Below are 25,557 nucleotides of genomic sequence, written 5' to 3'. Positions count from 1 at the left end.
CCACTCTCTTTGGGCCCGGCCGCGGTCGACCGCCACCTATTAAAACAAGCCCCGCCCCCCCCCCCCCCCCCCCCCCCCCCCCCCCCCCCCCCCGCTCCCACATTTGATTGGATTGCCAGGTACAGAGTCTCTTCAACGCTGGAAATGCAGCGGCAGCCCCTGGCAACTGTCGTGCACGCGCCCGTCGTGCCAGGCCAGGTGGCCGGACACAAGCGTGGTGCTGACGCTGTGCCGGAAGCTGCGCCCGGCAAACGGCGTCCAGCCGCAGCGAGCCAGGATCGGCTGGCTGCTGACGGGCTTGCCGTGAGGCTCGGGTTGGATCAGCACCAGGTCGGCCCAATAGCCTTCGCGCAGGTAGCCACGGTCGGGGATCGCAAACAGGTCCGCGACCCGATGGCTGGTTTTCGCCACCAGCGTGGTCAGCGGCAGCAGGCCGTCGGCGACCAATTCCAGCAGCGCCGGCAGGGCGTGTTGCACCAGCGGCAAGCCTGACGGCGCTTCGCGATAGGGCAGCTGTTTTTGCGCCCAGGTGTGCGGCGCATGGTCACTGCCAATTACATCCAGACGATCACTCAACAATGCCAGGCGCAGGGCGTTGCGGTCGGCGCGTGTCTTGATCGCCGGGTTGCATTTGATCTGGTGGCCGAGGCGGGCGTAGTCGCGGTCATCGAACAAGAGGTGATGCAGGCAGACTTCCGCCGTGATGCGTTTTTGCGCCAGGGGTTTGTCTTCGAACAGCACCAACTCCCGTGCGCTGGTGATGTGCAGCACATGCAGGCGCGTGCCGTGCCGCTTGGCCAGTTCCACCGCCAGGGACGAGGAGCGATAGCAGGCCTCGGCATCGCGGATCAGCGGGTGCGCCACGGCAGGAATGTGCTCACCGAAACGCTCGCGCATCCTTTGCTCGCGGGCCAGGATGCTGGGGGTGTGCTCGCAGTGGGCCAGGAGAATGGTCGGCACCTCGGCGAACAGACGCTCGAGGATCTTCGGATCATCCACCAGCATATTGCCGGTAGACGCACCCATGAACACTTTGACCCCGGCGACTTCCCGCGGGTCCAGCGCGGCGACGGTGTCGAGGTTGTCGTTGCTCACTCCGAAGTGAAAGCCATAGTTGGCCACCGAATGCAGCGCTGCGCGGCGCTTCTTGTCGGCCAGGGCTTCCAGGTTCAGGGTCGCCGGGTTGGTGTTGGGCATGTCCATGAAACTGGTGATGCCACCGGCCACCGCCGCGCGGGACTCGCTGTAGAAGCTGCCTTTGTCCGGCGCGCCGGGCTCTCGGAAATGCACCTGGTCGTCGATCATTCCCGGCAGCAGCCACTGGCCTTGGGCGTCGATTTCCACGGTGGCGTTGGCGTTGTCGATGCTGCCGGCGATCTTCTCGATACGGCCATTGGCGACCAGCAGGTCAGCCTCGAATTCCTCGCCTTCGTTCACCAGGCGGGCGTTGCGGATCAGCAGGCGGCTCATGGTCAGAACTCGTTTTGCAGGGCTTTGTAACCCAGTACCAGGTCGACGTTGGTGCGTGCCACGTCTTCGGAAAACTCCGAAGCGCTGACACTCACCGGCGGGAACTGGGACAGGTCGGTGTTGGGGCCGATGCGGGTGGTGGAGGGCACGTAGAACGCGTCGGGCAAATCGCGGCCGTCGACTACAGAGTTGTGCCGCACCACGCAGCCATCGCCGACGACGCAATTGAACAGCACGCTGTTGAAGCCGATGAACACACGGTCACCAACGGTGCAGGGCCCGTGGACGATGGAGCGGTGGGCGATGGAGGTGAACTCGCCGATGGTTACGGCGGCGCCGGATTTGGAGTGGATCACCACGCCGTCCTGGATATTCGAATTGGCACCGATGGTGATCGGGTCCATGTCACCGTTGGCGTCGACTTCGTCGGCGCGGATCACCGCGTAAGGGCCGACAAATACGTTTTCGCCGATGACCACCTTGCCGCAGATGATTGCGGTTTTGTCGACGTAGGCCGATTCGGCAATCACGGGCAGATCGCCGGAAGGGTTCTTGCGGATCATGGGTCAGGTTCCTTGAGAGGCGCGGTGATGATGTTTACGTGGCGGCCGTCGATGGCGTTGTAGAAACAGGTGGGCCGGCCGGTGTGGCAGGCCGGGCCTTGCTGGTCGACGATCAGCAATACCGCGTCGCCGTCGCAATCCAGGCGGGCCTCCACCAGCAGTTGCCGGTGGCCGGAGGTTTCGCCCTTGCGCCACAGTTGCTGGCGCGAACGGGACCAGTAGCAGACGTGCCTGGTGGCCAGGGTTTCGTCGAGGGCCTGGCGGTTCATCCAGGCCAGCATCAACACTTCGCCGCTGCCGTGTTGCTGGGCGATGGCGGCGATCAGTCCATCGCTGTTCCACGGCAGGGCGTCGAGCACGCTATCGAGTGGAAAGCGGCTGCCGATGGCAGCCTCCTCCAGGTCAAGCATGCTCAGGCTCATGGCTTGCTCAGGGCCGCGCACAGGGTGTTGAGGTTGTATTCGAACAGGCCGGTAAAGGTGCTGGCCGGACCCTCTGCAGCCAGGGCGTCCGAATACAGCGTGCCGCCGATCTGCGCGCCGCTCTCGTCAGCGATCTGCTGGAGCAGACGCGAGTCCTTGATGTTTTCCATGAACACGGCCTTGACCTTGTCCTTGCGGATCTGGGTGATCAGCGTGGCGACTTCGGCGGCCGACGGTTCACGTTCGGTGGACAGGCCTTGAGGCGACAGGAACTCGATACCGTAGGCCTGGCCCAGGTAGCCGAAGGCGTCATGAGAGGTGACGATGCGACGGTTACCCGGTGGCAGCGCGCCGAACTTGGCCTTGGCTTCAGCCAGCAGGCGGTAGATTTCTTTCAGGTATACCTGGCTGTTGTGCTCATAGTCGGCCTTGTTGGCCGGGTCGGCAGCGATCAGCGCCTTGGTGATGTTGTTCACGTAGATAACGGTGTTGGCCAGGTTGTGCCAGGCGTGCGGGTCGGGGATGGTTTCGCCGTCCTCTTCCATGGTGTGGGAGAGCACGCCTTTGCTCGCAGTGACCACAGTGGCCTTGGTCTCGGTGCTGGTGACCAGGCGATCCAGCCACGGCTCGAAGCCCAAGCCGTTCTTGATGATCACCTTGGCCTTGAGCAGGGCCTTGGCATCGTCCGGTGTTGGTTCGTAGGTGTGGGCGTCGGCGTCGGGGCCGACCATGTTGCTGATCTGGATATGATCGCCACCGACCTGGTGGGTCATGTCGTCAAGAATACTGAAGCTGGTAACCACCTGAAGCTTGTCGGCAGCCTGGGCCGTCGCGAACGACAGCGGCAGCAACACACTGAACAGCACGAGTAGAGCGCGCATCGGGAAACACCTCATTGGGATGTAAGCAAAGGCGGGCGGCGCAGCAAGCCGTGCACCGGACCGAAGACCACGGACAGCAGGTACCAGCCGCCAGCCACCAGCACAATTGCCGGGCCGCTGGGCAGCGAGTAGTAGAACGACAGCAACAAGCCAAGCCAGACCGACAGGCATCCCAGCACCGCTGATATGGCGATCAACACCGGCAGGCGCCGGCTCCAGAAACGTGAAGCAATCGCCGGCAACATCATCAGGCCGACCACCATCAACGCGCCGATGGCCTGGAAACCGATCACCAGGTTCAGCACCACCAGCGTCAGGAACAGGCCGTGGGCCAGCGGGCCGAGGCGGCTGACGGTTTGCAGGAACAGCGGGTCGAGGGTGTCCAGCAGCAGCGGTTTGTAGATCACCACCATGGCGATCAGGCTGAAGCCCGAGACCCACAGCATGCCGGTGAGGGTCGGGCCGTCTACCGCCAGGGCCGAGCCGAACAGCAGGTGCAGCAGGTCCAGGCGTTTGCCGGCGAGGCCGAGGATCAGCACGCCGCTGGCCAGGGAGATCGGGTAGATGGCGGCGAGGCTGGCGTCTTCCTTCAGCCCGGTGCGACGGGTAATCCAGGCGGCGAGACCGGCCATGCTCAGGCCGGCGCCCAGGCCGCCGATGGTCAGCGCGGGCAAACTCAGGCCGGCAAACCAGAAGCCCAGGGCGGCGCCGGGCAGGATGCCGTGGGACACCGCGTCACCGATCAGGCTCATGCGGCGCAGGATCAGGAACACCCCGAGCGGCGCGGTGCTGCATGCCAATACCAGACCGCCGACGAGCGCGCGGCGCATGAAAACGAAATCGAGAAACGGCATCCACAGGTGGGCGGCGAAGTGCATCAGGCCACCTGCATTTGCGGCTGCGGGCGGATCAGTTCTTTGCTGGAGCCGAACACGCAGCCACTGCTTTTGATCTGCACCACTTGCTGGGTGTGTTGGCGTACGGAGCCGAGGTCATGGCACACCACGACCACCGTGCGGCCTGCGTCGTGCCAGGCGTGGATGTGTTTCCAGCACAGCGCCTGGCCGTCTTCGTCGAGGGCGGCGTGGGGTTCGTCCAGCAGCAATATCGGCGACTCGGCCAGGCTCATGCGGGCGAGCAGGGCGCGTTGCAGTTCGCCGCCCGACAAGGCCATCAACGGCCGATGCTCCAGGCCGCTGAGGCACCAGTCTTCGAGCACGGCGCTCAGGCGTTCGGTACGTTGTTGCGGGGTTTGCCTGCTGCCCCAAAAACCGGCGGCCACCAATTCTTCAAGGCTGATAGGAAACTGGCGGTCGAGGTTCTGTTGCTGGGGCAAAAACGACAGGCCACCTCGGCGTGGAACATCGATCGTCACTTTCCCCGCCAGTGGCTTCTGCAATCCGGCGATAACTTTCAGCAGGCTGCTTTTGCCGGTGCCGTTGGCGCCGATGATGCCGGTAAGGCTGCCTTTTTCCAGGGTGAAATCCACGGCGGGGGTCAGTGGTTGGCCGGGGGCGCCCCAGCGCAAAGCGGTGCAGGTGATCATTCGGAAGGTCTCGTCCAGCGGCTTTCGGCCACGGCATCGTGCGCGTGAAGGCTTTCGGCGTGGATCACTCTCAAGTGGAAGGCATTGACCGCATCCGAGCGTTTCAAGGCGAGGTTCAGGCGGCGGGCGGCGTCTTCGCAGAACATCAGGTTCTGACCGTTGGCCAGGGCGAAGGCTTGTTCGTCTGCACGCTTTACGGCGGTTTGCACGGCAGTGCCGAGGGCGGCTTCGGTTTCGTCGATCAACTGGGTCAGCGGCAGTGTTGGCTGATCGCCTTGAAGCCGGACCTGCAACAGCGCGCTGCTGCGCTGGCTGTGGGGCGTGGCGACGATGCCGTTTGCGCTGCCGAGCCAGGTCAGTACGTCTTCGTGCTGCAGCGGTGTGCCGGCAAAGTCCTCGATAAATTGCTGCTGAATCAATTGCCTGGCGAGGGCAGCGGAGCAAGGGCAGGTTGAAGAGTAAGTAACGTCAATTTTTAGTTCCACGTGGAACATCTGGTTTTCCAGGCGCGCCTCGATGCTCACCGGGTAGCTTTTCCAGCCGGCCAACGGGCTGACCAGCGCCGGACGTTTCAGCAGCAGACCTGCATGAATTCGCAGGTAGGCATTTGTGGATAAACCTTCATGACTGTCGAGAAAACGTTGCAATACACTGCGCAGCAGTGCTGGCGAAAGCGGTTGCTGTTCAAGCATTTCCAGCGCCAGGTAAAGCCGTGACATATGAATGCCACGGGCCTCGCCGTCGTCCAGGCTGACGCCGGCATCAGCCGTGGCGCTAAGGCTTTGGCCGTCGATCAGAATGGGCAGGGCAATGCCGCACATGCCCACCCAATCGAGCGGCAAGGCTTGGCGTGAAGCCTGCGCGGCGATATCGGGCAGAGTCAGCGCGTTCATGAGCAGGTCCATCGTTGGAAATAAAAAGACATGTTATATTATTACAATTGAAACGACGAAAGTTTTTCTGTTCTGTCTTTTATTCAGTCATGTCGAGTACGGAAGCTCCTTTATTTGCGGTGTAAGTCATGCACAGACGTCAACTTCTCAACCTGCTGCTGGCCAGTGCGGTGTTCACCTTGCCCTTGGGCGTGTCTGCCGCGCAGATCCGCAATGCACGGCTGTGGCGGTCGGATAACAAGCTGCGGCTGGTGCTGGACCTCAGCGGCCCGGTGCAATACAAGACCTTCACCCTGACCGCGCCGGAGCGGTTGATCATCGATTTGAGCGGCGCGAAGCTGACCGGTGATTTCAGCCAACTGGCCCTGACCAACAGCGGCATTACCTCGATTCGCTCGGGGCATTTCGGGCAGGGCGATACGCGGATCGTGCTGGATTTGAAGGCGCCGATGCAGCTCAACAGCTTTCTCCTGCCGCCACAGGATGGCCAGGGCCACCGCCTCGTGCTGGACCTGACAAGCGCCACTCATGCACCTATGCAAATCGCTGCGGCACCGGCCGCGTTGGCTGCACCCGTGCCGGCGCCGGTGGACAGGGCTCATCCGAAACGCGACATCATCGTGGTGGTCGACCCTGGGCACGGCGGCAAGGATCCCGGCGCGATTGGCTCAAAGGGCCAGCGCGAAAAAGACGTGGTGCTGTCCATCGCCCAGTTGCTGGCCAAGCGTCTGAAGCGCGAGAAGGGCTTCGATGTGAAGCTGGTGCGCAACGACGACTTCTTCGTGCCGCTGCGTAAACGTGTGGACATCGCCCGTCAGCACAAAGCCGACATGTTTATCTCGGTACACGCCGATGCCGCGCCACGGCTTACGGCGTCCGGCGCCTCTGTCTATGCGCTGTCTGAAGGCGGCGCCACCTCCGCCACCGCACGGTTCATGGCGCAGCGGGAAAACGGCGCCGACCTGTTGGGCGCCACCACCTTGCTCAATCTCAAGGACAAGGACCCGATGCTGGCCGGGGTGATTCTCGACATGTCGATGAACGCCACCATCGCCTCCAGCCTGCAACTGGGCAGCTCGGTACTGGGCAGCCTGCAAAGCATCACCACGCTGCATCAAAAACGCGTGGAACAGGCCGGCTTTGCGGTGCTCAAGTCGCCGGACGTGCCGTCGATCCTGGTGGAAACCGGGTTTATCTCCAACACCCAGGACGCCCAGCGACTGGTCACCGCACGCCATCAACAGGCGGTGGCAGACGGTTTATTTGAAGGGTTGAAGAACTACTTCCAGAAGAACCCGCCGATGAACAGCTACATGGCCTGGGTTCAGGAACAGAAAACCGGCCAGGTCTAACAGCCGGTGATTCGACTACAGGTGAACTTGGCGCTGGCACCACCGGAACTGGAAAACCGGTTGAGGGTGGTCCAGCCCACTCGCCGCGTGTAGCCCACCCACGCCTCACCATCGGATGCCAACCCGGTAAAGAACGTCAGTTGCCCGTAGCGGCTGCTGGTTTGTGCCCAATAGCGTTTTCCGATCACTTCAAAGCCCCGCAAATACGTAGTGCTGCCTGCCGTCGCGACGCTGTAGGCATTGCCCTGGGCGTCGACGCACGCCAGCAGGTTGGCGCTGCGGGTGCAGTTGGCCAGCAGGCTGGGCACCTGGGCGTTGGCCAGGCTCGCCAGCATCAGCAACACAGCACACAGCAGGTATTTCATAGAGGCTCTCGGGGCGTTATTCGGCTGCCAGCATTGCGCCCTTCGTCGTCACGAGCAAGGGGGATTGGCTTATTTGCATTGTTATACTATAACATTAAAAGACAGCCTGACCCGTGAACCACCTCCGATGACCGAACAAGACCTTCTCGACCAACCCTGCGCCGACTACATGAATGAAGCCCAGCAAGGTTTCTTCCGCGAGCTGCTGCTGGCCCAGCGCAACGAGCTGCAAGCGCGTATCGACGCTGAATTCATGGTGCTGCGCGAACAGGAGCCCAACAGCGATCCCGCCGATGTCGGCAGCGCCGAAGAACAGCGCCAATGGCAACTGCGCCTGCTGGAGCGCGAAAAAAAGCTGTTGGACAAGATCGACGAAGCCCTGGAACGCCTGGCCCGCGGTGAATACGGCTGGTGCCGTGAAACCTGCGAACCCATCGGCCTCAAGCGCCTGCTGCTGCGCCCCACGGCCACCCTGTGTATCGAAGCCAAAGAACGTGAAGAGCTGCGCGAACGCCATCAACGGGCGATTTGACCGGCCAACCCTGATGAGGAATACCTGATGCCCAATCGTCTCCCCGTTACTGTGCTGTCCGGATTCCTCGGCGCCGGCAAAAGCACGCTGCTCAACTACGTCCTGCGCAACCGCGAAAACCTGCGGGTGGCGGTGATCGTCAACGACATGAGCGAAATCAACATCGATGGCAGTGAGGTCCAGCGCGACGTCACCCTCAATCGCGCCGAAGAAAAACTGGTGGAGATGAGCAACGGCTGCATCTGCTGCACTTTGCGCGAAGACTTGCTGGAAGAAGTCGGAAAGCTCGCCAAGGAAGGTCGGTTCGATTACCTGTTGATCGAGTCCACTGGCATCTCCGAGCCGCTGCCGGTGGCCGAAACCTTCACCTTTCGCGACGAAGACGGCCAGAGCCTGGCGGACATTGCCCGGCTCGACACCATGGTCACCGTGGTCGACGGCATGAACTTCCTGCTCGACTACCAGGCTGCCGAAAGCCTGGCGTCCCGGGGCGAAACCCTCGGTGAAGAGGACGAGCGCTCGATCACCGACCTGCTGATCGAGCAGATCGAATTTGCGGATGTGATCCTCATCAGCAAGATCGACCTGATCAGCAGCAGTGAGCGCGAGGAGTTGATGGCGATCCTGGAGCGCTTGAACTCCCAGGCTGAAATCATCCCGATGGTCATGGGCGAAGTGCCGTTGGCGAAGATCCTCAACACCGGCCGTTTCGACTTCGAGCGTGCTTCCCAGGCGCCGGGCTGGTTGCAGGAACTGCGTGGCGAACACCTGCCGGAAACCGAAGAGTACGGCATCGCCTCCACCGCCTATCGCGCCCGCCGCCCGTTCCACCCGCAGCGGTTTTTCGACTTTATCGACCGGCCTTGGGTGAATGGAAAACTGCTGCGTTCCAAGGGCTTTTTCTGGCTGGCCAGCAAACACCAGGACGCCGGTAGCTGGTCCCAGGCTGGCGGCCTGATGCGCCATGGGTTTGCCGGGCGCTGGTGGCGTTTCGTGCCGAAAACCCAGTGGCCCCAGGACGAGGAAGGCATCGCCGCAATCATGAAAAACTGGCAACTGAGCACCGGCGATTGCCGGCAGGAGCTGGTGTTTATCGGCCAGAACATCGACTTCGCCCAGATGACCGCCGAGCTGGACGCTTGTTTGCTGACCGACGATGAAATGGCCACGGGTGTCGAAGGCTGGCGCTTGTTGGCCGATCCCTTTGGCCCTTGGTTCGAAGAGGCTGCCTGATGCTGGCACCGACCCTGAAACTGCGCCCGGTGGTTCGCCAGACCCACGGCGAAACCCCGGCCGTGCTCACCGATATCCTTGAGGACGGCGTGAACCTAGCGGTGTGGCAGCGTCAGTTGCCTCTGCACATCGCCGAGTTCGGCGCGTTACTGGTGGCACTCAATGAGCCATTGGCCGAGTCGCTGGTGGTTGAACTGAACAGCGAAGACGCCGAGCCAAACCTGCAGGACTTTGCATCGGGTTGCCGTGACCTTGAAGGCTACGAAGGCTTTATCGCCGATGTGTCGTGGCTGGTCAGCGCCTTTGCCTGTTTGCTGGGAGCCAAGCGTATCGGCGTGCGTTTGCGGCTATTGGACAAGGCCATGTGCCCGCGTTTTCATGTGGATCATGTGCCGGTGCGGCTGATCACTACCTACGCCGGCATTGGCAGCCAATGGCTACGCGAAGGTGTGATGGAGCGGCGGCACCTGAGCCAGGCGAGTGCTGAGCCGGAAGAATGCATTGAGCAAATCCACTGCGGTGAAGTGGCGTTGCTCAAGGGCGAAAAATGGCACGGCAACGAAGGCTTTGGCCTGATCCACCGCTCGCCGCCGCTGCAAGCGGATCAACGACGGTTGATTCTGACGCTGGATTGGTTGGCGTAACCGGGTAGGATCGAACCTCTCTACACGGTCTGAATGATGTCCACCATGCTGCAGAACATTCCCACCCACGTGATTGCCGGGCCCCTGGGCGCCGGCAAGACCAGCCTGATCAAGCACCTGCTGGCCCAGCGCCCGGCCAACGAGCGTTGGGCGGTGTTGATCAATGAGTTCGGGCAGATTGGCCTGGATGCCGCGTTGCTCACCCGTGATGACGACGGGATTGCCCTCGGTGAAGTGGCGGGTGGCTGCCTGTGTTGCGTCAACGGGGCGCCGTTTCAGGTAGGACTGGGGCGTTTGTTGCGTAAGGCCAGGCCCGACCGGCTGTTTATCGAGCCGTCCGGGCTTGGGCACCCGGCTCAATTGCTCAAGCAACTGCGGGAAGCACCCTGGCAGCAGGTACTGGCGGTGCAGCCGTGCGTACTTGTACTGGACGCCCAGGCGTTGGCGGCGTGTAAACCTTTACCCAATGCCCAACGGGAGGCATTAGCCAGCGCCGGGCTGTTGGTATTGAACAAGAATGAAGCCTTAAGTGATGCGCAGCGCCTGTTGATTCAAGGACAACTGCCCGACCGGCCGATCTATTGGACGCAGCAGGCGCAACTGCCCTTGGCCCGGTTACCGGGTGTGAATGCTCAAGCGGCAGCGGCTGTGGATAATTTCGAGTTGCCCAAAGGCCTGGGGCAAATGCCGGCCATCTGGACGGATCCGGCATCGCCGATCTGCCTCAGCCAGGGCCAGGAGGATGGCTGGAGCATTGGCTGGCGCTGGCATCCGAGCCAGCGATTCGACGCGCGGCGCATTCAGCAATGGCTGCAATCGTTGGACTGGCGACGGGCAAAACTGGTTATCCACAGCCTGGATGGTTGGGCATCGGCCAACGCTGTGGATAACGCCGCATTGGCCTGGCAGCCCAGCGAATGGCGGCGGGATTCGCGTATCGAATTGATCTTCAGCGAAGTGCAGGACGTTGCGCAGTTACAGGGTGGGTTAACCGCTTGCCGTCAGTGACGGGTCTTGCTGTTGCCATGCTCCTGGCGCCACTGGCTTAGCTCAATGATCTCGGCGCTGGGCAATGGCGTCTTGATCTCGAACGGGTAGGGCGCCAGCTCGATTTGCGCGCTGTGGGCGCCGAATTGGGTGATGGTCCCCGGGTGCCGCGTTTCGCCGGTGACGGTGAATTCGAAGTTGTAGATCCGTGCCAGGCGCCGCCGCCCGCTGGCATCTTTCACAAAACCGATGCGCTTCAACGCCACGGCGCCATCGAGCAGCTCGATGTCGAGCTTGGCGCAGTGCTGCTTGACCCGTTCCAGCGCCCGCTCGCGCAGGCCGTGGTTGTGCCACAGCCAGGCGGCACCGGTCGCCAGCAGCATCAGCACGAAGATATTTCCGAGGGTCAGCATTCGATGAACTCCAACAAAGTAGGGCCAGCTTAACTGCGTCTCCGGTCTGTCGTACAGGCCGCGTTTAGTCGCATACTGCGCAGCCAGAATATCAACGGCTTTACGGAAATCCCCTGCATGAAACGTACGCCCCATCTGCTTGCGATCCAGTCTCATGTGGTCTTCGGCCACGCCGGAAACAGCGCCGCCGTGTTCCCCATGCAACGGGTCGGGGTGAACGTGTGGCCGCTCAATACGGTGCAGTTCTCCAACCACACTCAGTATGGTCAGTGGGCGGGAGAAGTGTTGGCGCCGCAGCAAATTCCTGCGCTGGTGGAAGGCATCGCGGCGATTGGCGAGCTGGGCAACTGTGATGCAGTGCTGTCGGGCTACCTGGGCAGTGCGGCCCAGGGCCGGGCGATCCTCACCGGCGTGGCGCGGATCAAGGCGATCAACCCCAAGGCTCTTTACCTGTGTGACCCGGTGATGGGGCATCCGGAAAAAGGCTGCATCGTGCCCCAGGAGGTCAGCGACTTCCTGCTGGAGGAAGCGGCGGCGATGGCCGACTTCCTGTGCCCCAACCAGCTGGAGCTGGACAGCTTTGCCGGGCGCAAGCCGCAGTCGCTGTTCGATTGCCTGGGGATGGCCCGTGCGTTACTGGCCCGCGGGCCGAAAGCGGTGTTGGTCAAGCACCTGGATTATCCCGGCAAGCTGCCGGACGGCTTCGAAATGCTGTTGGTGACGGCTGAAGGCAGCTGGCACCTGCGTCGGCCACTGCTGGCATTCCCGCGTCAGCCGGTGGGCGTGGGCGACCTGACGTCGGGCCTGTTCCTGGCGCGGGTGTTGTTGGGCGATAGCCTGGTGGCGGCCTTTGAGTTCACTGCTGCAGCGGTGCATGAAGTACTGCTGGAAACCCAGGCGTGCGCCAGCTATGAGCTGGAACTGGTGCGCGCCCAGGACCGGATTGCCCATCCGCGAGTTCGCTTCGAGGCAACCCCAATCGGGCTGTAGGACTATTCCTGATTGAGCGACGCAAAGGGCGTCCGTTACTACCGGCCGTCTTTTTGCCCTCTGCGTTCATCAAGGAAGATCATGTCGTTATCCCTGCTCCATTCGCCACGGGCATTTATCGCATTGGCCCTGGTTACGCTGCTCAGTGGTTGCAGCGTCCACGGTACCTATCCTGACGCAGCCGAGCCCGATGCGGCGAAGCTGCGGTTCATCTCCAACACCACCAACAGCACCCTTTTTGTCTATGACGCACAGCACTGCATGGGTGAGACCACAGGCATTCTCAACAACATGTTCCTGGTGGACACCAAGCGGCGGGTAGACATGCTTGTGCCGCCACCGCCCACGGCTCGTGGGCTGCTGGAGATCAAGCTGGCGCCCGGAAAGGACACTATGTTGATGATCAACACCAACGGCAGCTCCTATGTCTGTGGCAAAGCGTTCAATCTAACGCCCAAGGCGGGTGAAGAGTACGAAGTGACCTTCGAATTGCAGGGCCGCCAATGCAGCACGCTGCTCCAGCGTCTTACGCGATTGGACGGCAAGGACGTGCGGATCCCGCAGCCGCTGTTCGAGACCGGCATGCCGTCTTGCGAGGGCAAAGGTCCGATATTCGGCAAGTTGTTACCGGATACTCCGCAGCGAATGGTGTTGATTGATCGCATTCTTGACGAGCGTGCGCAGTCGATCACGGCCATCGTGTCAGAGAATAAAGTCGACCGAATGCAAACCTCGCCTCAAGAGCTTGATGAGTTGATCAGCAAGCGCAAGGCGTTGATGGGCTCGTATACCTTGCCGCCGGATTATTGGAACCAGTTTCGGCAGAACTACGAACTGTCGAATCAAGAGTCTGCCGGTCGTCTGGCCCGGGCTCTGGGGTTTTACACTGAGGTGTACCGCCAGCGCCTGCGGGGAACTGAGGATGCCGTCCTGGAGCAATGGATGCAGCCTACGGACAGTGCGATCAAATCGCGCGTAGCGGAGAACGACAAGCTTATGGTGCAGTACTACGTGAATACCCGAAAGAGCGTGACGATGGAGGTGGTCAATCACCATATGGAGCGCATGGCCCAGTTGGACCAGCGCTTTGATGTGTGTGCGCACTTTGACAAGTGCTCGCGTTACTAAGCGGTCATCCAGAAACCTGGCGGGCTCTTACGGGCCGTCTGCCTTGATTTCCTGATAGCGCTTTTCCAGCTCCTGGCGAATCTGCCGGCGCTGTTGAGCCTGCACAAACCGGCGCTTGTCTTCGCTGTTCTGCGGTTGCAGCGGCGGCACGGCGGCCGGTTTGCGCTGGTCATCCACCGCGACCATCGTGAAGAAGCAGCTATTGGTGTGGCGTACCGAACGCTCACGGATGTTCTCGGTGACCACCTTGATCCCCACTTCCATCGACGTGTTGCCGGTGTAGTTGACCGAGGCCAGGAAGGTCACCAGCTCGCCGACATGGATCGGCTCGCGAAAAATCACCTGGTCTACCGACAACGTCACCACATAGCGCCCGGCATAACGGCTGGCGCAGGCGTAGGCCACTTCGTCGAGGTACTTGAGCAGCGTGCCGCCGTGCACATTGCCAGAGAAGTTGGCCATGTCAGGGGTCATCAATACTGTCATCGACAGCTGGGCGTTTCCGGGTTCCATAGCACACTCACGGGTTGTAGGCATTGGGTGGGGAGGCACCTCTGCGGGTGCTGGAATCTTTGCAGAGCCATTCATAACGGGACGCTGGGCCCCGGCTTGCCGTCACGCCTGGGGCGATCTGTTTCCATATATTGCACCGGCTTTCTGCCGCAAGTCGCGGTGTTACCCTTCAAAAGCCCGTCTCAAAGGCAATTCTTACGATCAAGGCAGACTTTTCTTTCCGTTCATTGCGACCTTTCGGGGTGCATGCGTGGAAATGGGAAAAGCGCCAGTACCCCTCAAGGAGCCCCTCGCCATGCACGCCATCAGCTTTATCCAGGACCTGGCCGTGATCATGCTGGTGGCCGGGGTGGTGACGATCCTGTTCCATCGGCTCAAGCAGCCGGTGGTGTTGGGGTATATCGTCGCCGGCTTCATCATCGGCCCGCACACCCCACCGTTTGGCCTGATCCACGACGAAGACACGATCAAGACCCTGGCCGAGCTTGGGGTGATCTTCCTGATGTTCTGCCTGGGCCTTGAGTTCAGCCTGCGCAAGCTGTTCAAGGTTGGCGCCACCGCATTTATCGCGGCGTTCCTCGAAATCATCCTGATGATCTGGATCGGCTACGAAATCGGCCGCTGGTTCGACTGGAACACCATGGACTCGCTGTTCCTGGGCGCGATCCTGGCGATTTCCTCGACCACCATCATCGTCAAGGCGCTCAATGACCTGAAGATGAAAAACCAGCGCTTTGCCCAGCTGATTTTCGGGGTGCTGATCGTCGAAGACATCCTCGGCATCGGCATCATCGCCTTGCTGTCGAGCATTGCCGTCAGCGGCACGGTCAGCTCCGGCGAGGTGTTCTCCACCGTCGGCAAGCTCTCGCTGTTCATGATTGTCGCGCTGGTGATCGGGATTTTGCTGGTGCCACGCCTGCTGGAATACGTGGCCAAATTCGAAAGCAACGAGATGCTGCTGATCACCGTGCTGGGCCTGTGCTTCGGTTTCTGCCTGTTGGTGGTCAAGCTGGAATACAGCATGGTGCTGGGGGCATTCCTGATCGGCGCGATCATGGCTGAATCCCGGCAATTGCTGAAGATTGAGCGCCTGATCGAACCGGTTCGCGACATGTTCAGCGCGATCTTCTTTGTCGCCATTGGCTTGATGATCGACCCGCAGATCCTCCTGCAATACGCCTGGCCGATTGCGGTGATTACCGTAGCCGTGGTGCTGGGCAAGATGTTGTCCTGTGGGTTGGGGGCGTTTATTGCGGGTAACGATGGCCGCACTTCATTGCGAGTGGGGATGGGGCTGTCACAGATTGGCGAATTTTCATTCATCATCGCCGCGCTGGGGATGACGTTGCAGGTCACCAGCGACTTCCTGTATCCGGTGGCGGTGGCTGTTTCTGCGATTACCACACTGCTCACACCCTATCTGATCCGTGGCGCAGACCCGCTGTCGCTGAAGATTGCCGCAGTGATGCCCAAGCGCATGAGCCGGGTGTTCGGGATGTATGGCGAGTGGCTGCGCAGCATTCAGCCCCAGGGCGAGGGTGCGATGCTGGCGTCGATGATCCGCAAGATCATTCTGCAGGTGGGGGTGAACCTGGCGCTGGTGGTGGCGATCTTCTTTGCCGGCAGCTTTTTCGCGGCGCGTATTGGCAGCTACCTGGAAGGCTGGGTCAGCGATCCGAGCTGGCAGAAGGCATTGATCTGGGGTGGGGCGTTGCTGCTGTCGCTGCCGTTTTTGATTGCGGCGTACCGCAAGCTCAAGGCGCTGTCGATGCTGCTGGCGGAGATGAGCGTGAAGCCGGAAATGGCCGGGCGCCACACTCAGCGCGTGCGCCGGGTGATCGCCGAAGTGATCCCGATTCTTTCGCTGCTGGTGATTTTCCTGCTATTGGCAGCCTTGTCGGCCAGTATCCTGCCGACCAACAAGTTGCTGGTGCTGATCGCCGTGGTGACGGCCGCGGTGGCCGCCGTGCTCTGGCGCTGGTTCATCCGCGTGCATACGCGGATGCAGGTCGCCTTGCTGGAGACCCTGGATAACCATAAGGATACGCCGGAGCACTGAGTGGGTCGCAGAGGGCTGCTTCGCAGCCCAGCGCGAGCTAGCTCGCTCGCCACAACAAGCGCCCTCGGCACACAGGGGTCTCAGCTTTCCAGCCAGACGTCTCGTGCCCAGTGCCACACCGATTCCCAGGTTTCTTCGGTGACGAGCTCTTCTTCGCCGGACCACAGCACCACGGTGCCGTCTTCCTCGACGCAGTAGTAGTCGTCGCCGTCCTGGCAGATCGGGATCATGCTGCGGTCAACACCGGCATCCCAGGCGTTGGCGGCAACGTCCGGCAGGTAGGTGTGGGACTGTGGGTCGGTGACGGTCACCGGCTCCAGGCTGCCGTAGACCACATCGCTGACGGTCAGCAGAAATTCACGGAAGACGAACGGAATATCGATGAACAGTTGTTCCTCGATTTCCACCAGTTGATCTTCGTCAGGCAGCTCCAGAGGAACCGGTACCGGTTCGTTGGCTTCACGCAATTGTTCGATAACTTCTTCCACGGCCGGGATCCTCTTGCTAGATGGCGCGGTTTATAGGGGCGTTTTATACAGTAGCTCGCTATAAGTGCAACCGTGAAATAGAAAACCCCGGACAAGTCCGGGGTTTTTGTTACTGCGTACTCAAAGCGGGCAGGGATCAGCCGTTCTGGCGGATACCGGCCACCAGCCAAGGCTGGTTTTCGCCTTGTGGGCGCTCCATGTTCCAGCTTTCGCTGAACACTTCGCCCTGGTCGAAACGCGAGGTCTTCGACACACCGCTGAAGGTCAGGGTGGCGATGGTCTTGTCGGCGCGGTCATCCACACCTTCAAGCTGCACTTTCAGGTCGTCGATGTAGGTCGACTGGAAGCCGTCGCCCAGGTCGGCACGTTCGCGCTTGAGGAACTCCAGCAGTTGCGGGGTCACGAACTCGGCGATCTTGTCCATTTCGTTGGCGTCCCAGTGTTGCTGCAGGGACTGGAAGTGGCTGCGGGCCGCTTCGACGAAGCGCTCCTCGTTGAACCAGGCGGGTGCGTTGATCACCGGACGAGCGGCAGTAGGAGCAGCCGAACCGCCGAAGATCGAACCCATGGCAGCAGGCTTTTGCTCGAACACTTCACGCTGCATCGGCGCGCCGGCTGGAGCCATGTGCTCCTGTTGCTTGCGGCGACGGGCGGCGATAAAGCGGAAGATCAGGAAGGCGATGACCGCCATGATCAGGATGTCGAAGATCTGCATGCCCTGGAAGCCGCCGCCCATGAACATAGAGGCGAGCAGGCCGCCGGCCGCGATACCGGCCAGAGGGCCCAGCCAGCGCGAAGCACCGCCAGCCTTGGCAGCAGCGCCTGCGGCACCGGCAGCGCCAGCGGTCGCAGCTGCGCCGCCCATGCCGCCGCCGGATGGGGCCATTTGGCTGGTCTGGTGGCTCGGCGCCGAGCCCATGGATTTGCCGCCACCGAAGCGCTTGGCGTTGGCGTCGAGGCTCATCGTCAGGCCGATGCACAACGCCATGGCGATGCTAAGAAAACGTTTCATAAAGGGAATTCCCATTTGTGGATTGCACGCGCGCCATGTTGCACAGGTGTGATGTCAGTGGCTAGCGGCATAGTGTTTCGGGCTTTTGCGTAGGGCCAATACCGAATCGTCTGTAGGACTTATTACAGATATTGGCCCCACCGCTGCCAAATACAAGGGTGGGGCAACATCCTTCATGTTCTACAGTTGTTTCAGATTGCTTCGAGCTTGGCGTAGCCCATCATCAGCCACTTGCTGCCTTCGGCGAAGTTCACCTGCACCCTGGCCTGGGCACCGGCGCCTTCGAAGTTGAGGATCACGCCTTCGCCGAAGATCGCGTGCTTGACCTGTTGGCCAAGGCTGAACGGCGTCTCGGGGATTTCCGAACCAGCGAACATGCTGCTGGAGTTCTGCTGCTGGCCGCCGCCGAACGGTCGGCTGACGCTGTTGGACAGGCGCACTTCCTGAATCAGCCCTTTCGGCACTTCACGTACGAAGCGCGACACCTTGTTGTAGGTCTCACTGCCGTACAGGCGCCGGGTTTCGGCGTAGGTCATCACCAGGTTCTGCATCGCCCGGGTGATGCCCACGTAGGCCAGGCGGCGTTCCTCCTCAAGGCGGCCGGGTTCTTCCAGGCTCATCTTGTGGGGGAACAGGCCTTCTTCCATGCCCACCAGGAACACGTAGGGGAATTCCAGGCCCTTGGCACTGTGCAAGGTCATCAGCTGAATGCTGTCTTCATGCTCATCAGCCTGGGTGTCGCCGGCTTCCAGGGAAGCGTGGCCGAGGAATGCCGCCAGTGGCGTCAGGTCTTCGTCTTCTTCGGTGTTTTCGAACGCGCGGGCGGCGCTGACCAGTTCCTCAAGGTTTTCTACCCGGGCCTGGCCTTTCTCGCCTTTTTCCGCTTCGTGGTAGGCGATCAGGCCGGACTGCTCGATCACGGTCTGGGTCATCAGGTGCAGGGGCATTTCCATGCACTTGGCGGCCAGGTTCTCGATCAGCTCGACAAACACGCTCAAGGCACCGGCCGCACGGCCGGTCAGGCCCTTGTTGGCGATCAGCAGGCGCATCGCTTCCCACATCGACACATCGCTGTGGCGTGCGTGGTCGCGAATCGCCTCGACGGTCTTCTCGCCGATGCCGCGGGCCGGAATGTTGATCACCCGTTCCAGCGCCGCATCGTTGCCGCGACCTTCCAGCAAGCGCAGGTAGGCCATGGCGTTCTTGATTTCGGCACGTTCGAAGAAGCGCTGGCCACCATAGATGCGATACGGAATGCGCTCGCGCAGCAGGGCCTCTTCCAATACCCGTGATTGGGCGTTGGAGCGGTAGAGAATCGCGATATCGCTGCGGGCCAGGCCGGTTTTCAGGGCGCTTTCGATGGTTTCCACCACGTAGCGCGCTTCATCGTGTTCGTTGAAGGCGGCGTACAGGTTGATCGCTTCGCCTTCGCCGCCGTCGGTCCACAGCTCTTTGCCCAGGCGCCCGGTGTTGTTGGCGATCAAGGCGTTGGCGGCCTTGAGGATCCCGGCGGTGGAGCGGTAGTTCTGTTCCAGGCGGATGGTTTCGGCGTCCGGGAAGTCGTCGCTGTACTGGTAGATGTTCTCGATTTTCGCGCCACGCCAGCCGTAGATCGACTGGTCGTCGTCGCCCACCACCATCAGGCTGTCGCCGCCCTTGGCCAGCAGGCGCAACCAGGCGTACTGCACGGCGTTGGTGTCCTGGAACTCGTCCACCAGGATGTGGCGGAAGCGTTTCTGGTAGTGCGCCAGCAAGCCCGGGTTGTCGCGCCACAAGTCGAGGGCGCGCAGCAGCAGTTCGGAGAAGTCGATGACGCCAGCGCGCTGGCAGGCCACTTCATAGGCTTCATAAATGCTGCGCATGGTGGCCAGGAACAGGTCGCCGCTGGCCTGGATATGTTGCGGGCGCAGGCCTTCATCTTTCTGGCCATTGATGAACCACTGGGCCTGACGGACCGGCCAGCGTTGTTCATCCAGGCCCAGCTCGCGGATCACCCGCTTGACCAGGCGTTGCTGGTCGTCGCTGTCGAGAATCTGGAAGGTCTGGCTCAGGCCGGCTTCCTGCCAATGCGCCCGCAACAGGCGGTGCGCCAGGCCGTGGAAGGTGCCCACCCACATGCCGGCCGGGCTGATGCCCATCAACTGCTCGATGCGATGGCGCATCTCGGCAGCGGCCTTGTTGGTGAAGGTCACCGACAGGATGGAATGCGGTGAGGCGTTCTCGACCTGGATCAACCAGGCGATACGGTGCACCAGCACTCGGGTTTTACCGGAGCCAGCACCGGCCAGGACCAACTGACGGCCAACGGGGGCCGCTACGGCCTGGCGTTGGGCATCGTTGAGGGAGTTCAGCAAAAGAGAGAGATCATCGCGCATCGGCGCATTCTAGGGTGCCCGGGGGAGTCGGGCAAATCCCAATGCCGGGTGGTCACGGGAAAACTTCTGCGTCGACACAGGATAAGGCAACAATCTATTCACGGTGATGACCGGTCGGTCATCGCCCACAGCCCGCGCCCTGTCTCACTCAAGCTGTCTGGCTCCAAGGTTTGCGCCTGATTGTCGCGCTGTTTTTATGACTTGGGGCAGTTTGGCCCGAGCGTTTGCTTGTGTATGCTCCGTCGACGTTTCGGGCTCACCATTATAAGAACACTGCCTATGACCCTTAGCATTGACCTGGCGGGACCCTCCGTGGCGCCGGCACAGGTTATCCGCAAGCACTACGCCATGGAGATGGCGGTGGAGCGCACGCGCCTGCTTTACCAAGGCTCCCTGCTGCCTACTTTATTAATGCTGGTGAATGGACTGGTCTGCGCCTGGTTGCTCTGGAGCCCGCAGCGCTATCTGCTGGACAGCATTTGGCTGGTATGGCTGCTGGCGCTGGTGGCCTTGCGGGTAATTCAGGTGGCGGCGTTCGATTCCGCCATGCCCAGCCGCCAGGCGCAGCCGATCTGGCGACGCATGTTCATGCTGGGCTCGGCCGTCAGCGGCTTGACGCTGGCCAGTGCTGCCATCGCCCTGGTACCGGTGGACAGCTTTGCGCAACAGGCCTGGGTGTTCGGCCTGCTCGGCGCGGCGACCTTGTCCGCCAGTGTGGCCTATGCCGTCAGTCTGCCGGCTTTCCTGTCGTTTGCCGTGCCCTGCCTGGTGCCGGCCATCCTCTATTTATTCTGGAGCGGCGACCCGCAACAGCAAGGCTGGGGTTGCCTGGGCCTGATTCTGCTGGCATCCCTGAGCCTGGTGGCATGGCAGGTCAATCGCCTGATCCAGCGCGGGCTGCTCAGGCGCTTCCAGAACCAGGCGTTGATCGAGCATCTGCAGCAAGCGCAGCAACGCAGCGAGCAACTGAACCAGGAACTGGTGCGTGAGGTGGAGCAGCGGCGCCAGGTCGAACAAGAGTTGCGCGAAGCACAGATCGGCCTGCAGCAACGCGTCGATCAGCGCAGTCAGGAACTGGACGCGGCCAGCCTGGCCCTGAGCAAAAGCGAGGCGCGTCTGGCCATGGCGCTGCAGGCCAGCGAACTGGGGCTGTGGGACTGGAACCTGCAAACCGATGAGGTCCACCATACCCAGCTCAAGGAGTTGTTCGGCCTGGAGCCGGAATACGTCACGGCGATGCTCAGCCACCTCAAGCCACGCCTGCATCCGGACGACTTGCCGCTGCTCAAGCGCGCGCTGGTGGAGCACCTTAAAGGCCGCAGCGAGGACTACCTGGTGGAATACCGGGTGCGCCATGGCGATGGCCATTGGGTATGGATCCAGGACCGTGGCCGCGCCGTGGAGCGCTCGGCAGGCGGGCGCGTCACGCGGATGCTCGGTACCCGCCGCGACATCAGCGCCGGCAAGGTCCTGGAAGAACAGCAGCGCCTGGCATCGACGGTGTTTGAGGCGGCCAGCGAAGGCATTGTGATCCTCGATCCGGACTACGTGCTGATAGCCGTCAACCAGGCATTCAGCCGCGTTACCGGCTTCGACATTGACGACATGATCGGGCGCAATGTCGTGGAGCTGCCCAGCAGCCGCGACGCACGGCGCCACTTCCCGGTGATCCGCCAGGCGTTGCTCAGCCACGGCACCTGGCAGGGCGAGCTCGTGGAAACCCGCAAGAACGGCGAACTCTACCCGCAATGGCTACAACTGAATGTAGTCCGGGATATTCGGGGAAATGTCAGCCATATCGTGGGTTTCTTCGCTGATCTGTCCGCGCGGCGCGAATCCGAGGAGCGCATGCGCTACCTCACGCATTACGACGAATTGACCGGGCTGGCCAACCGCTCGCTGTTCCGCGAGCGGTTGCGCGAAGCCCATCAGCGGGTGCGCCAGGGTGGCCGCAGCCTGGCTTTACTGCATATCAACCTGGACCGTTTCAAGCTGCTCAACGACAGTCTCGGGCATGAAGTGGCCGACCAGTTGTTGCAGAAAATGGCCCGCCGCTTGATCAACGCCTTGCCTGAGGCCGACACCATAGCGCGGCTCTCTGGCGATGAATTCGCCGTGCTGTTCGACGCCTACGGCAACCTGTCGAGCCTGGCGCGGGTGGCCACGCGGTTGCTGGCCAAGTTGCGGGTGCCGGTGACGGTGGAAGGGCACGAGTTGGTGGTCAGTGCCTCAATGGGCGTCAGCCTGTTGCCCGACAATGCGCGGGAAATATCCGCGCTGGTCAGCCAGTCGAACATGGCCATGCAGCACGCCAAGCACCTGGGCGGTAATAACTTCCAGTTCTACACCGACAGCCTGCAGGCCAGCACCCTGGAACGTTTGCAGCTGGAAAACCAGCTGCGCAAGGCGATTGATGAGCGCCAGCTTACGGTGTTCTACCAACCCAAACTGTGCCTGGCCAGTGGCAAGCTGAATGCGGCCGAAGCATTGATTCGCTGGGAACATCCGCAGTGGGGCATGGTGCCGCCCGGCGACTTTATCGGGCTGGCCGAAGAAACCGGCCTGATCGTGCCGCTGGGGGAGTTCGTGTTGCGCCAGGCGTGCTGGCAGGCTTGTGAATGGCAACGCCAGGGGCTGGCGCCGATTCGGGTGTCGGTCAACCTGTCGGTGCACCAACTGCGCCAGGGCAAGCTGATCAGCCTGGTGCGCCAGGTGCTGGAAGAAACCGGGCTTGATCCGCAATACCTGGAGCTGGAACTGACCGAAAGCCAGCTGCTCGACAGCGTCGAGCACATCATCTCGACCTTCCAGCAACTGCGCGACCTGGGGGTGAAGCTGGCGATTGATGATTTTGGCACCGGCTACTCATCCCTCAGTTACCTCAAGCGCATCCCCGTGGACTACGTGAAGATCGACCAGACGTTCATTCGCGGCCTGGGCCAGGGACGCGAAGATGCCTCGATCACCCGCGCAATCATTGCCATGGCCCACGGGCTGTCGCTCAAGGTGGTGGCCGAGGGTGTGGAAGATCAGCAGCAGCTGGACTTTTTGCGGGATGAGCAGTGCGACGAGGTGCAGGGCTATTTGATCAGTCGGCCGGTGGAAGCGGATGGCTTGGCGGATTTGTTACGAAAAAATGCCGATTTTCCATAGTTGAGCCCAAGCCGCACGCGGGGCTACATCGAGCCTGCCCGCTGAATCAGCGGGCAGCAGCGTGATTAAGTGATGCATCGAACGGGCAAATCGGTAATTCTTGTAGTATAACTACAAGCTTGCTACATCCCTGGCGTCTGCCAATAACAAGAGTCCAGCCCTTTGAACCTGTTGCAACATATCGCCCAGTCGCGCCACCTGTTACGCAAATCGGAACTCAAGGTTGCCGATCACGTGCTGCTTGACCCCGCGGCCGTGATGCACAGTTCCATGGCCGACCTGGCCCACAGCGTGGGCATCAGCGAGCCGACCATCGTGCGCTTCTGCCGCGCCATTGGTTGCTCCGGTTTCCAGGACTTGAAGCTCAAGCTGGCCCAGAGCCTGGCGGCCGGTGCGAGCTTTGGCCAGTTTGCGATCCACGAAGACGATTCCGTCGCCGACTACAGCCTGAAAATCTTCGACACCACCCTGCACACCCTGATGGAAGTGCGCGAAAAGCTCGACCCGGTGGAGCTGCAAAAAGCCGTGACCGCCATGTCCCAGGCCCAGCGCGTGGAGTTCTATGGTTTCGGCGCGTCCGGCGCGGTGGCGGCGGATGCCCAGCACAAGTTCTTCCGTTTGCTGCTGACGGCGGCGGCCTACAGCGACCCGCACATGCAGGCGATGTCGGCGGTGACGTTGAAGCCCAGCGACGTGGCGATCTGCATTTCCCAGTCCGGCCGCTCCAAGGATTTGCTGATCACCGCCAACCTGGTGCGTGAAAGCGGCGCGACCCTGATTACCCTGTGCCCGAGCCAGACGCCATTGGCAGAGCTGTCGACCGTCAACCTGGCGATCGATGTGCACGAGGACACCGAGATCTACACGCCGCTGACCTCGCGTATCGCCCACCTGGTGGTGATCGACGTGCTGGCGATGGGCGTGGCCATGGCGCGCGGCCCGAGCCTGGTCAACCACCTCAAGAGCGTGAAGCGCAGCTTGCGCAGCCTTCGGTTGTCACCCAAGTCCGTAAAAGCCCTCGACGACTGATAGTTTGTACGCGGACCCATTGTGGGAGCGGGCTTGCTCGCGAATGCGGAGTGTCAGTCACTGAATATGCTGGCTGGCCCACCGCATTTGCGAGCAAGCCCGCTCCCACATTTTGATTGGGTCCTGCCCCGCAAGATTCATCGTCCTGTCATCCCCATGCCGCTAAACCGTCATTGCCCGAGCCCATCCTGAACTCCCCTTACTCGCATTGGGAGACTCGAAATGGCTCGGCAATACGAAGAAAGCAACAGCACCGTCAAGACCCGCCGCCAGCAGGAAGACCAGCGCCGCATGGCCTTCCGTCGCGCAATTGAAGACCGCTGCGATCAGCGTCAATTGCAACAGAGCATCAGTGACTATCCAGAGCTCCACTGGCAGGCACCCGCGGCTGCCCAGCGAAGCGTTCAGCCAGCGCGCTGATCTGCAGTCGCTCGCTGCGGATAAAGCCCAGGAATGCATGGGCCACCGGTGACAGGCGCTTGGCCTTGGCCTGCACCAGGCACCAACTGCGGTACAGCGGCAGTTCTTCCACCGGCAGCTCCCTGAGCCCGCCGGTGGCCAGTTCCAGGTTGACCGCGTGGCGCGTCAGCAGCGCCACGCCCAACCCGGCGGTCACGCACTCGCGCTGCGCCTCGGCCGAAGACACTTCCACCGTCTGGGTGAAGTGCACGCGCTTCTCCTTGAAATACTCCTCGCACGCCATCCGCGTGCCGGACCCCGGCTCGCGCAACAGCAGCGTGTAAGGCTCAAGGTCCTGCAGGCGCAACGGCCCTTGATGGCTCAGCGGATGATCGTGGGGTGCCACCGCGACAATCGGGTTGTTCAGGAACGGCAGGAATTCCAGGCCCATGTCCTGGGGCACCATCGACATGATCACCAGGTCGTCGCGGTTGTCTGAAAGCCGGCGAATCACCTGGGCGCGGTTGACCACCGTCAGGTGCAGGTTGACCTCCGGATGCTGGCGCTTGAAGGCGGCAAACAGGTGCGGTACGAAGTACTTGGCGCTGGATTCCACCGCCAGTTTCAGCTGGCCCTGCAACGAGCCCTGCATGTCGGAGAGCTGCATATCGAGGTTTTCCAGGCGGCCGAAAATGTCCCGGCTGGCCCGTTGCAAGGCTTCAGCAGCTTCAGTCATATAGAGCTTTTTGCCGACGTAATCGAACAATGGCTGGCCCAGCAGCTCCTCCAGCTGCTTGATTTGTAGGCTAACGGCCGGTTGCGTGAGGGACATTTCCTCGGCTGCGCGGCTGTAGGAACGCAAATCACAGACTTCATTGAAAATCTGCAATTGACGCAATGTCATACGCATCAATGACTTACGCATAGTTCAAACACTCCCGCCGACCCTTGATGCGACGACTATAAGCCTTTGCTTATACACAACCCAATAATTATTGATTTTTGTTAATCCCTGCAGGGGCATAGTGTGTGTCACGCGACTGCCATGAAACATTTGGTCACGCGCCGACCCGCTTCCAGGGTCGAAGTAGGTAGCAATCGGCTCAAGGG

Annotated in this window: 25 protein-coding genes; 11 read left to right on the top strand and 14 right to left on the bottom strand. The window is 61.5% G+C overall.

The features are described 5' to 3' along the window. Nucleotides 1-132: 132 nt before the first annotated feature. The 7 genes from ACIOMR_RS11825 to folE2 are packed head-to-tail and all read right to left on the bottom strand — an operon-like array spanning nucleotide 133 to nucleotide 5,775. Nucleotides 133-1,470, bottom strand: a complete 1,338-nt coding sequence (locus ACIOMR_RS11825; protein ID WP_102370193.1) for a dihydroorotase — start codon at nucleotides 1,468-1,470, stop codon at nucleotides 133-135. A 2-nt stretch (nucleotides 1,471-1,472) separates the two neighbouring features. Then, nucleotides 1,473-2,033: a DapH/DapD/GlmU-related protein gene (locus tag ACIOMR_RS11820; RefSeq protein ID WP_003213490.1), complete on the bottom strand. Its 561-nt coding sequence runs from the start codon at nucleotides 2,031-2,033 to the stop codon at nucleotides 1,473-1,475. Next, nucleotides 2,030-2,455 carry a phosphoribosyl-AMP cyclohydrolase gene (gene hisI, locus ACIOMR_RS11815; RefSeq protein ID WP_178902836.1) on the bottom strand — a complete coding sequence of 142 codons (426 nt, stop codon included), beginning with the start codon at nucleotides 2,453-2,455 and terminating at the stop codon, nucleotides 2,030-2,032. Before hisI ends, ACIOMR_RS11820 begins: the two co-directional genes overlap by 4 nt. Further along, entirely contained in the window at nucleotides 2,452-3,336 is an 885-nt protein-coding gene (locus tag ACIOMR_RS11810; RefSeq protein ID WP_003213485.1) for a metal ABC transporter substrate-binding protein, read from the bottom strand. The genes hisI and ACIOMR_RS11810 overlap by 4 nt, the downstream gene beginning before the upstream one ends. 11 nt (nucleotides 3,337-3,347) lie before the next feature. Continuing rightward, nucleotides 3,348-4,214 (bottom strand): metal ABC transporter permease, encoded by an 867-nt coding sequence (locus tag ACIOMR_RS11805; RefSeq protein ID WP_003213483.1) that lies wholly within the window; start codon nucleotides 4,212-4,214, stop codon nucleotides 3,348-3,350. Next, nucleotides 4,214-4,882: a metal ABC transporter ATP-binding protein gene (locus tag ACIOMR_RS11800; RefSeq protein WP_008439505.1), complete on the bottom strand. Its 669-nt coding sequence runs from the start codon at nucleotides 4,880-4,882 to the stop codon at nucleotides 4,214-4,216. Before ACIOMR_RS11800 ends, ACIOMR_RS11805 begins: the two co-directional genes overlap by 1 nt. Then, nucleotides 4,879-5,775, bottom strand: coding sequence for a GTP cyclohydrolase FolE2 (gene folE2, locus ACIOMR_RS11795; protein ID WP_134327557.1), 897 nt, complete (start codon nucleotides 5,773-5,775; stop codon nucleotides 4,879-4,881). Before folE2 ends, ACIOMR_RS11800 begins: the two co-directional genes overlap by 4 nt. Nucleotides 5,776-5,903: 128 nt before the next feature. Between folE2 and ACIOMR_RS11790 the strand changes: the two genes are divergently transcribed. After that, nucleotides 5,904-7,127, top strand: coding sequence for an N-acetylmuramoyl-L-alanine amidase (locus tag ACIOMR_RS11790; RefSeq protein WP_003213478.1), 1,224 nt, complete (start codon nucleotides 5,904-5,906; stop codon nucleotides 7,125-7,127). On the opposite strand, the gene ACIOMR_RS11785 is transcribed toward ACIOMR_RS11790, so the two are convergent. Further along, nucleotides 7,124-7,492, bottom strand: a complete 369-nt coding sequence (locus ACIOMR_RS11785; protein ID WP_003213476.1) for a hypothetical protein — start codon at nucleotides 7,490-7,492, stop codon at nucleotides 7,124-7,126. The genes ACIOMR_RS11790 and ACIOMR_RS11785 overlap by 4 nt on opposite strands. A 127-nt stretch (nucleotides 7,493-7,619) precedes the next feature. Here ACIOMR_RS11785 and dksA point away from each other — a divergent pair, with 127 nt between their 5' ends. Genes dksA through ACIOMR_RS11765 form a run of 4 tightly spaced genes read left to right on the top strand, consistent with a single transcriptional unit; the run spans nucleotide 7,620 to nucleotide 10,909 of the window. Continuing rightward, nucleotides 7,620-8,024: an RNA polymerase-binding protein DksA gene (dksA, locus tag ACIOMR_RS11780; RefSeq protein ID WP_008439502.1), complete on the top strand. Its 405-nt coding sequence runs from the start codon at nucleotides 7,620-7,622 to the stop codon at nucleotides 8,022-8,024. A gap of 27 nt (nucleotides 8,025-8,051) precedes the next feature. After that, nucleotides 8,052-9,257, top strand: a complete 1,206-nt coding sequence (gene zigA / locus ACIOMR_RS11775) for a zinc metallochaperone GTPase ZigA (RefSeq protein WP_102604033.1) — start codon at nucleotides 8,052-8,054, stop codon at nucleotides 9,255-9,257. After that, nucleotides 9,257-9,901 carry a DUF1826 domain-containing protein gene (locus tag ACIOMR_RS11770; RefSeq protein WP_102370191.1) on the top strand — a complete coding sequence of 215 codons (645 nt, stop codon included), beginning with the start codon at nucleotides 9,257-9,259 and terminating at the stop codon, nucleotides 9,899-9,901. Before zigA ends, ACIOMR_RS11770 begins: the two co-directional genes overlap by 1 nt. 45 nt (nucleotides 9,902-9,946) lie before the next feature. Further along, nucleotides 9,947-10,909, top strand: coding sequence for a GTP-binding protein (locus tag ACIOMR_RS11765; RefSeq protein WP_214499636.1), 963 nt, complete (start codon nucleotides 9,947-9,949; stop codon nucleotides 10,907-10,909). Here ACIOMR_RS11765 and ACIOMR_RS11760 read toward each other — a convergent pair. After that, the gene (locus ACIOMR_RS11760; protein WP_003213466.1) at nucleotides 10,903-11,301 is read right to left on the bottom strand and encodes a DUF3301 domain-containing protein; all 399 of its coding nucleotides are present in this window, start codon (nucleotides 11,299-11,301) and stop codon (nucleotides 10,903-10,905) included. The genes ACIOMR_RS11765 and ACIOMR_RS11760 overlap by 7 nt on opposite strands. Nucleotides 11,302-11,418: 117 nt before the next feature. Here ACIOMR_RS11760 and pdxY point away from each other — a divergent pair, with 117 nt between their 5' ends. Together pdxY and ACIOMR_RS11750 are read left to right on the top strand one after the other, a co-directional pair. Continuing rightward, nucleotides 11,419-12,291 carry a pyridoxal kinase PdxY gene (gene pdxY, locus ACIOMR_RS11755; RefSeq protein WP_003213465.1) on the top strand — a complete coding sequence of 291 codons (873 nt, stop codon included), beginning with the start codon at nucleotides 11,419-11,421 and terminating at the stop codon, nucleotides 12,289-12,291. 81 nt (nucleotides 12,292-12,372) lie between these two features. Continuing rightward, a complete protein-coding gene (locus ACIOMR_RS11750) occupies nucleotides 12,373-13,419 on the top strand; it encodes a hypothetical protein (RefSeq protein WP_087694592.1) in 1,047 nt (348 codons plus the stop codon). A gap of 27 nt (nucleotides 13,420-13,446) precedes the next feature. On the opposite strand, the gene ACIOMR_RS11745 is transcribed toward ACIOMR_RS11750, so the two are convergent. Beyond that, nucleotides 13,447-13,932: an acyl-CoA thioesterase gene (locus ACIOMR_RS11745; protein WP_003213461.1), complete on the bottom strand. Its 486-nt coding sequence runs from the start codon at nucleotides 13,930-13,932 to the stop codon at nucleotides 13,447-13,449. 295 nt (nucleotides 13,933-14,227) lie between these two features. On the opposite strand from ACIOMR_RS11745, the gene ACIOMR_RS11740 reads away from it, so the two are divergent. Beyond that, complete coding sequence (locus tag ACIOMR_RS11740) at nucleotides 14,228-15,991, top strand: cation:proton antiporter (protein ID WP_003213459.1); 1,764 nt, start codon at nucleotides 14,228-14,230, stop codon at nucleotides 15,989-15,991. An 80-nt stretch (nucleotides 15,992-16,071) separates the two neighbouring features. Here ACIOMR_RS11740 and ACIOMR_RS11735 read toward each other — a convergent pair whose 3' ends face one another. The 3 genes from ACIOMR_RS11735 to uvrD form a co-directional block, all read right to left on the bottom strand. Further along, complete coding sequence (locus ACIOMR_RS11735; protein ID WP_003213456.1) at nucleotides 16,072-16,479, bottom strand: SMI1/KNR4 family protein; 408 nt, start codon at nucleotides 16,477-16,479, stop codon at nucleotides 16,072-16,074. Nucleotides 16,480-16,615: 136 nt separating this feature from the next. Continuing rightward, a complete protein-coding gene (locus ACIOMR_RS11730; protein ID WP_401194202.1) occupies nucleotides 16,616-17,491 on the bottom strand; it encodes a Tim44 domain-containing protein in 876 nt (291 codons plus the stop codon). A gap of 191 nt (nucleotides 17,492-17,682) precedes the next feature. Beyond that, entirely contained in the window at nucleotides 17,683-19,866 is a 2,184-nt protein-coding gene (uvrD, locus tag ACIOMR_RS11725) for a DNA helicase II (protein WP_003213452.1), read from the bottom strand. A 279-nt stretch (nucleotides 19,867-20,145) separates the two neighbouring features. On the opposite strand from uvrD, the gene ACIOMR_RS11720 reads away from it, so the two are divergent. The 3 genes from ACIOMR_RS11720 to ACIOMR_RS11710 all read left to right on the top strand — a co-directional run bounded on the left by ACIOMR_RS11720 (nucleotide 20,146) and on the right by ACIOMR_RS11710 (nucleotide 24,468). Then, nucleotides 20,146-23,019 (top strand): GGDEF domain-containing phosphodiesterase, encoded by a 2,874-nt coding sequence (locus ACIOMR_RS11720; RefSeq protein WP_177022400.1) that lies wholly within the window; start codon nucleotides 20,146-20,148, stop codon nucleotides 23,017-23,019. 162 nt (nucleotides 23,020-23,181) lie between these two features. Further along, nucleotides 23,182-24,048 (top strand): transcriptional regulator HexR, encoded by an 867-nt coding sequence (gene hexR / locus ACIOMR_RS11715; RefSeq protein ID WP_003213447.1) that lies wholly within the window; start codon nucleotides 23,182-23,184, stop codon nucleotides 24,046-24,048. Between the two features lie 222 nt (nucleotides 24,049-24,270). Further along, nucleotides 24,271-24,468, top strand: a complete 198-nt coding sequence (locus ACIOMR_RS11710; RefSeq protein WP_003213445.1) for a PA3496 family putative envelope integrity protein — start codon at nucleotides 24,271-24,273, stop codon at nucleotides 24,466-24,468. Here the strand turns inward: ACIOMR_RS11710 and ACIOMR_RS11705 are convergent. Then, complete coding sequence (locus tag ACIOMR_RS11705; protein WP_401194197.1) at nucleotides 24,398-25,372, bottom strand: LysR family transcriptional regulator; 975 nt, start codon at nucleotides 25,370-25,372, stop codon at nucleotides 24,398-24,400. The two genes, ACIOMR_RS11710 and ACIOMR_RS11705, sit on opposite strands and share 71 nt — an antisense overlap. Nucleotides 25,373-25,557 lie beyond the last annotated feature (185 nt).

The organism is Pseudomonas sp. NPDC087814, from assembly GCF_044742865.1.
Lineage (GTDB): Bacteria > Pseudomonadota > Gammaproteobacteria > Pseudomonadales > Pseudomonadaceae > Aquipseudomonas.
The sequence above is the reverse complement of the archived record's forward strand: the minus strand, read 5'-3'. Positions and strand labels throughout refer to the sequence as shown.

Bases quoted from the DNA above. Each gene is read 5' to 3' on its own strand.
- ACIOMR_RS11745 (WP_003213461.1), bottom strand. From the start codon at position 13,932: ATGGAACCCGGAAACGCCCAGCTGTCGATGACAGTATTGATGACCCCT.
- ACIOMR_RS11790 (WP_003213478.1), top strand. From the start codon at position 5,904: ATGCACAGACGTCAACTTCTCAACCTGCTGCTGGCCAGTGCGGTGTTC.
- ACIOMR_RS11785 (WP_003213476.1), bottom strand. From the start codon at position 7,492: ATGAAATACCTGCTGTGTGCTGTGTTGCTGATGCTGGCGAGCCTGGCC.
- ACIOMR_RS11820 (WP_003213490.1), bottom strand. From the start codon at position 2,033: ATGATCCGCAAGAACCCTTCCGGCGATCTGCCCGTGATTGCCGAATCG.
- dksA (WP_008439502.1), top strand. From the start codon at position 7,620: ATGACCGAACAAGACCTTCTCGACCAACCCTGCGCCGACTACATGAAT.
- folE2 (WP_134327557.1), bottom strand. From the start codon at position 5,775: ATGAACGCGCTGACTCTGCCCGATATCGCCGCGCAGGCTTCACGCCAA.
- ACIOMR_RS11740 (WP_003213459.1), top strand. From the start codon at position 14,228: ATGCACGCCATCAGCTTTATCCAGGACCTGGCCGTGATCATGCTGGTG.
- zigA (WP_102604033.1), top strand. From the start codon at position 8,052: ATGCCCAATCGTCTCCCCGTTACTGTGCTGTCCGGATTCCTCGGCGCC.
- uvrD (WP_003213452.1), bottom strand. From the start codon at position 19,866: ATGCGCGATGATCTCTCTCTTTTGCTGAACTCCCTCAACGATGCCCAA.
- ACIOMR_RS11720 (WP_177022400.1), top strand. From the start codon at position 20,146: ATGACCCTTAGCATTGACCTGGCGGGACCCTCCGTGGCGCCGGCACAG.
- ACIOMR_RS11760 (WP_003213466.1), bottom strand. From the start codon at position 11,301: ATGCTGACCCTCGGAAATATCTTCGTGCTGATGCTGCTGGCGACCGGT.
- ACIOMR_RS11810 (WP_003213485.1), bottom strand. From the start codon at position 3,336: ATGCGCGCTCTACTCGTGCTGTTCAGTGTGTTGCTGCCGCTGTCGTTC.
- ACIOMR_RS11800 (WP_008439505.1), bottom strand. From the start codon at position 4,882: ATGATCACCTGCACCGCTTTGCGCTGGGGCGCCCCCGGCCAACCACTG.
- ACIOMR_RS11730 (WP_401194202.1), bottom strand. From the start codon at position 17,491: ATGAAACGTTTTCTTAGCATCGCCATGGCGTTGTGCATCGGCCTGACG.
- ACIOMR_RS11750 (WP_087694592.1), top strand. From the start codon at position 12,373: ATGTCGTTATCCCTGCTCCATTCGCCACGGGCATTTATCGCATTGGCC.
- hisI (WP_178902836.1), bottom strand. From the start codon at position 2,455: ATGAGCCTGAGCATGCTTGACCTGGAGGAGGCTGCCATCGGCAGCCGC.
- ACIOMR_RS11825 (WP_102370193.1), bottom strand. From the start codon at position 1,470: ATGAGCCGCCTGCTGATCCGCAACGCCCGCCTGGTGAACGAAGGCGAG.
- pdxY (WP_003213465.1), top strand. From the start codon at position 11,419: ATGAAACGTACGCCCCATCTGCTTGCGATCCAGTCTCATGTGGTCTTC.
- ACIOMR_RS11805 (WP_003213483.1), bottom strand. From the start codon at position 4,214: ATGCACTTCGCCGCCCACCTGTGGATGCCGTTTCTCGATTTCGTTTTC.
- ACIOMR_RS11765 (WP_214499636.1), top strand. From the start codon at position 9,947: ATGCTGCAGAACATTCCCACCCACGTGATTGCCGGGCCCCTGGGCGCC.
- ACIOMR_RS11710 (WP_003213445.1), top strand. From the start codon at position 24,271: ATGGCTCGGCAATACGAAGAAAGCAACAGCACCGTCAAGACCCGCCGC.
- ACIOMR_RS11770 (WP_102370191.1), top strand. From the start codon at position 9,257: ATGCTGGCACCGACCCTGAAACTGCGCCCGGTGGTTCGCCAGACCCAC.
- ACIOMR_RS11705 (WP_401194197.1), bottom strand. From the start codon at position 25,372: ATGCGTAAGTCATTGATGCGTATGACATTGCGTCAATTGCAGATTTTC.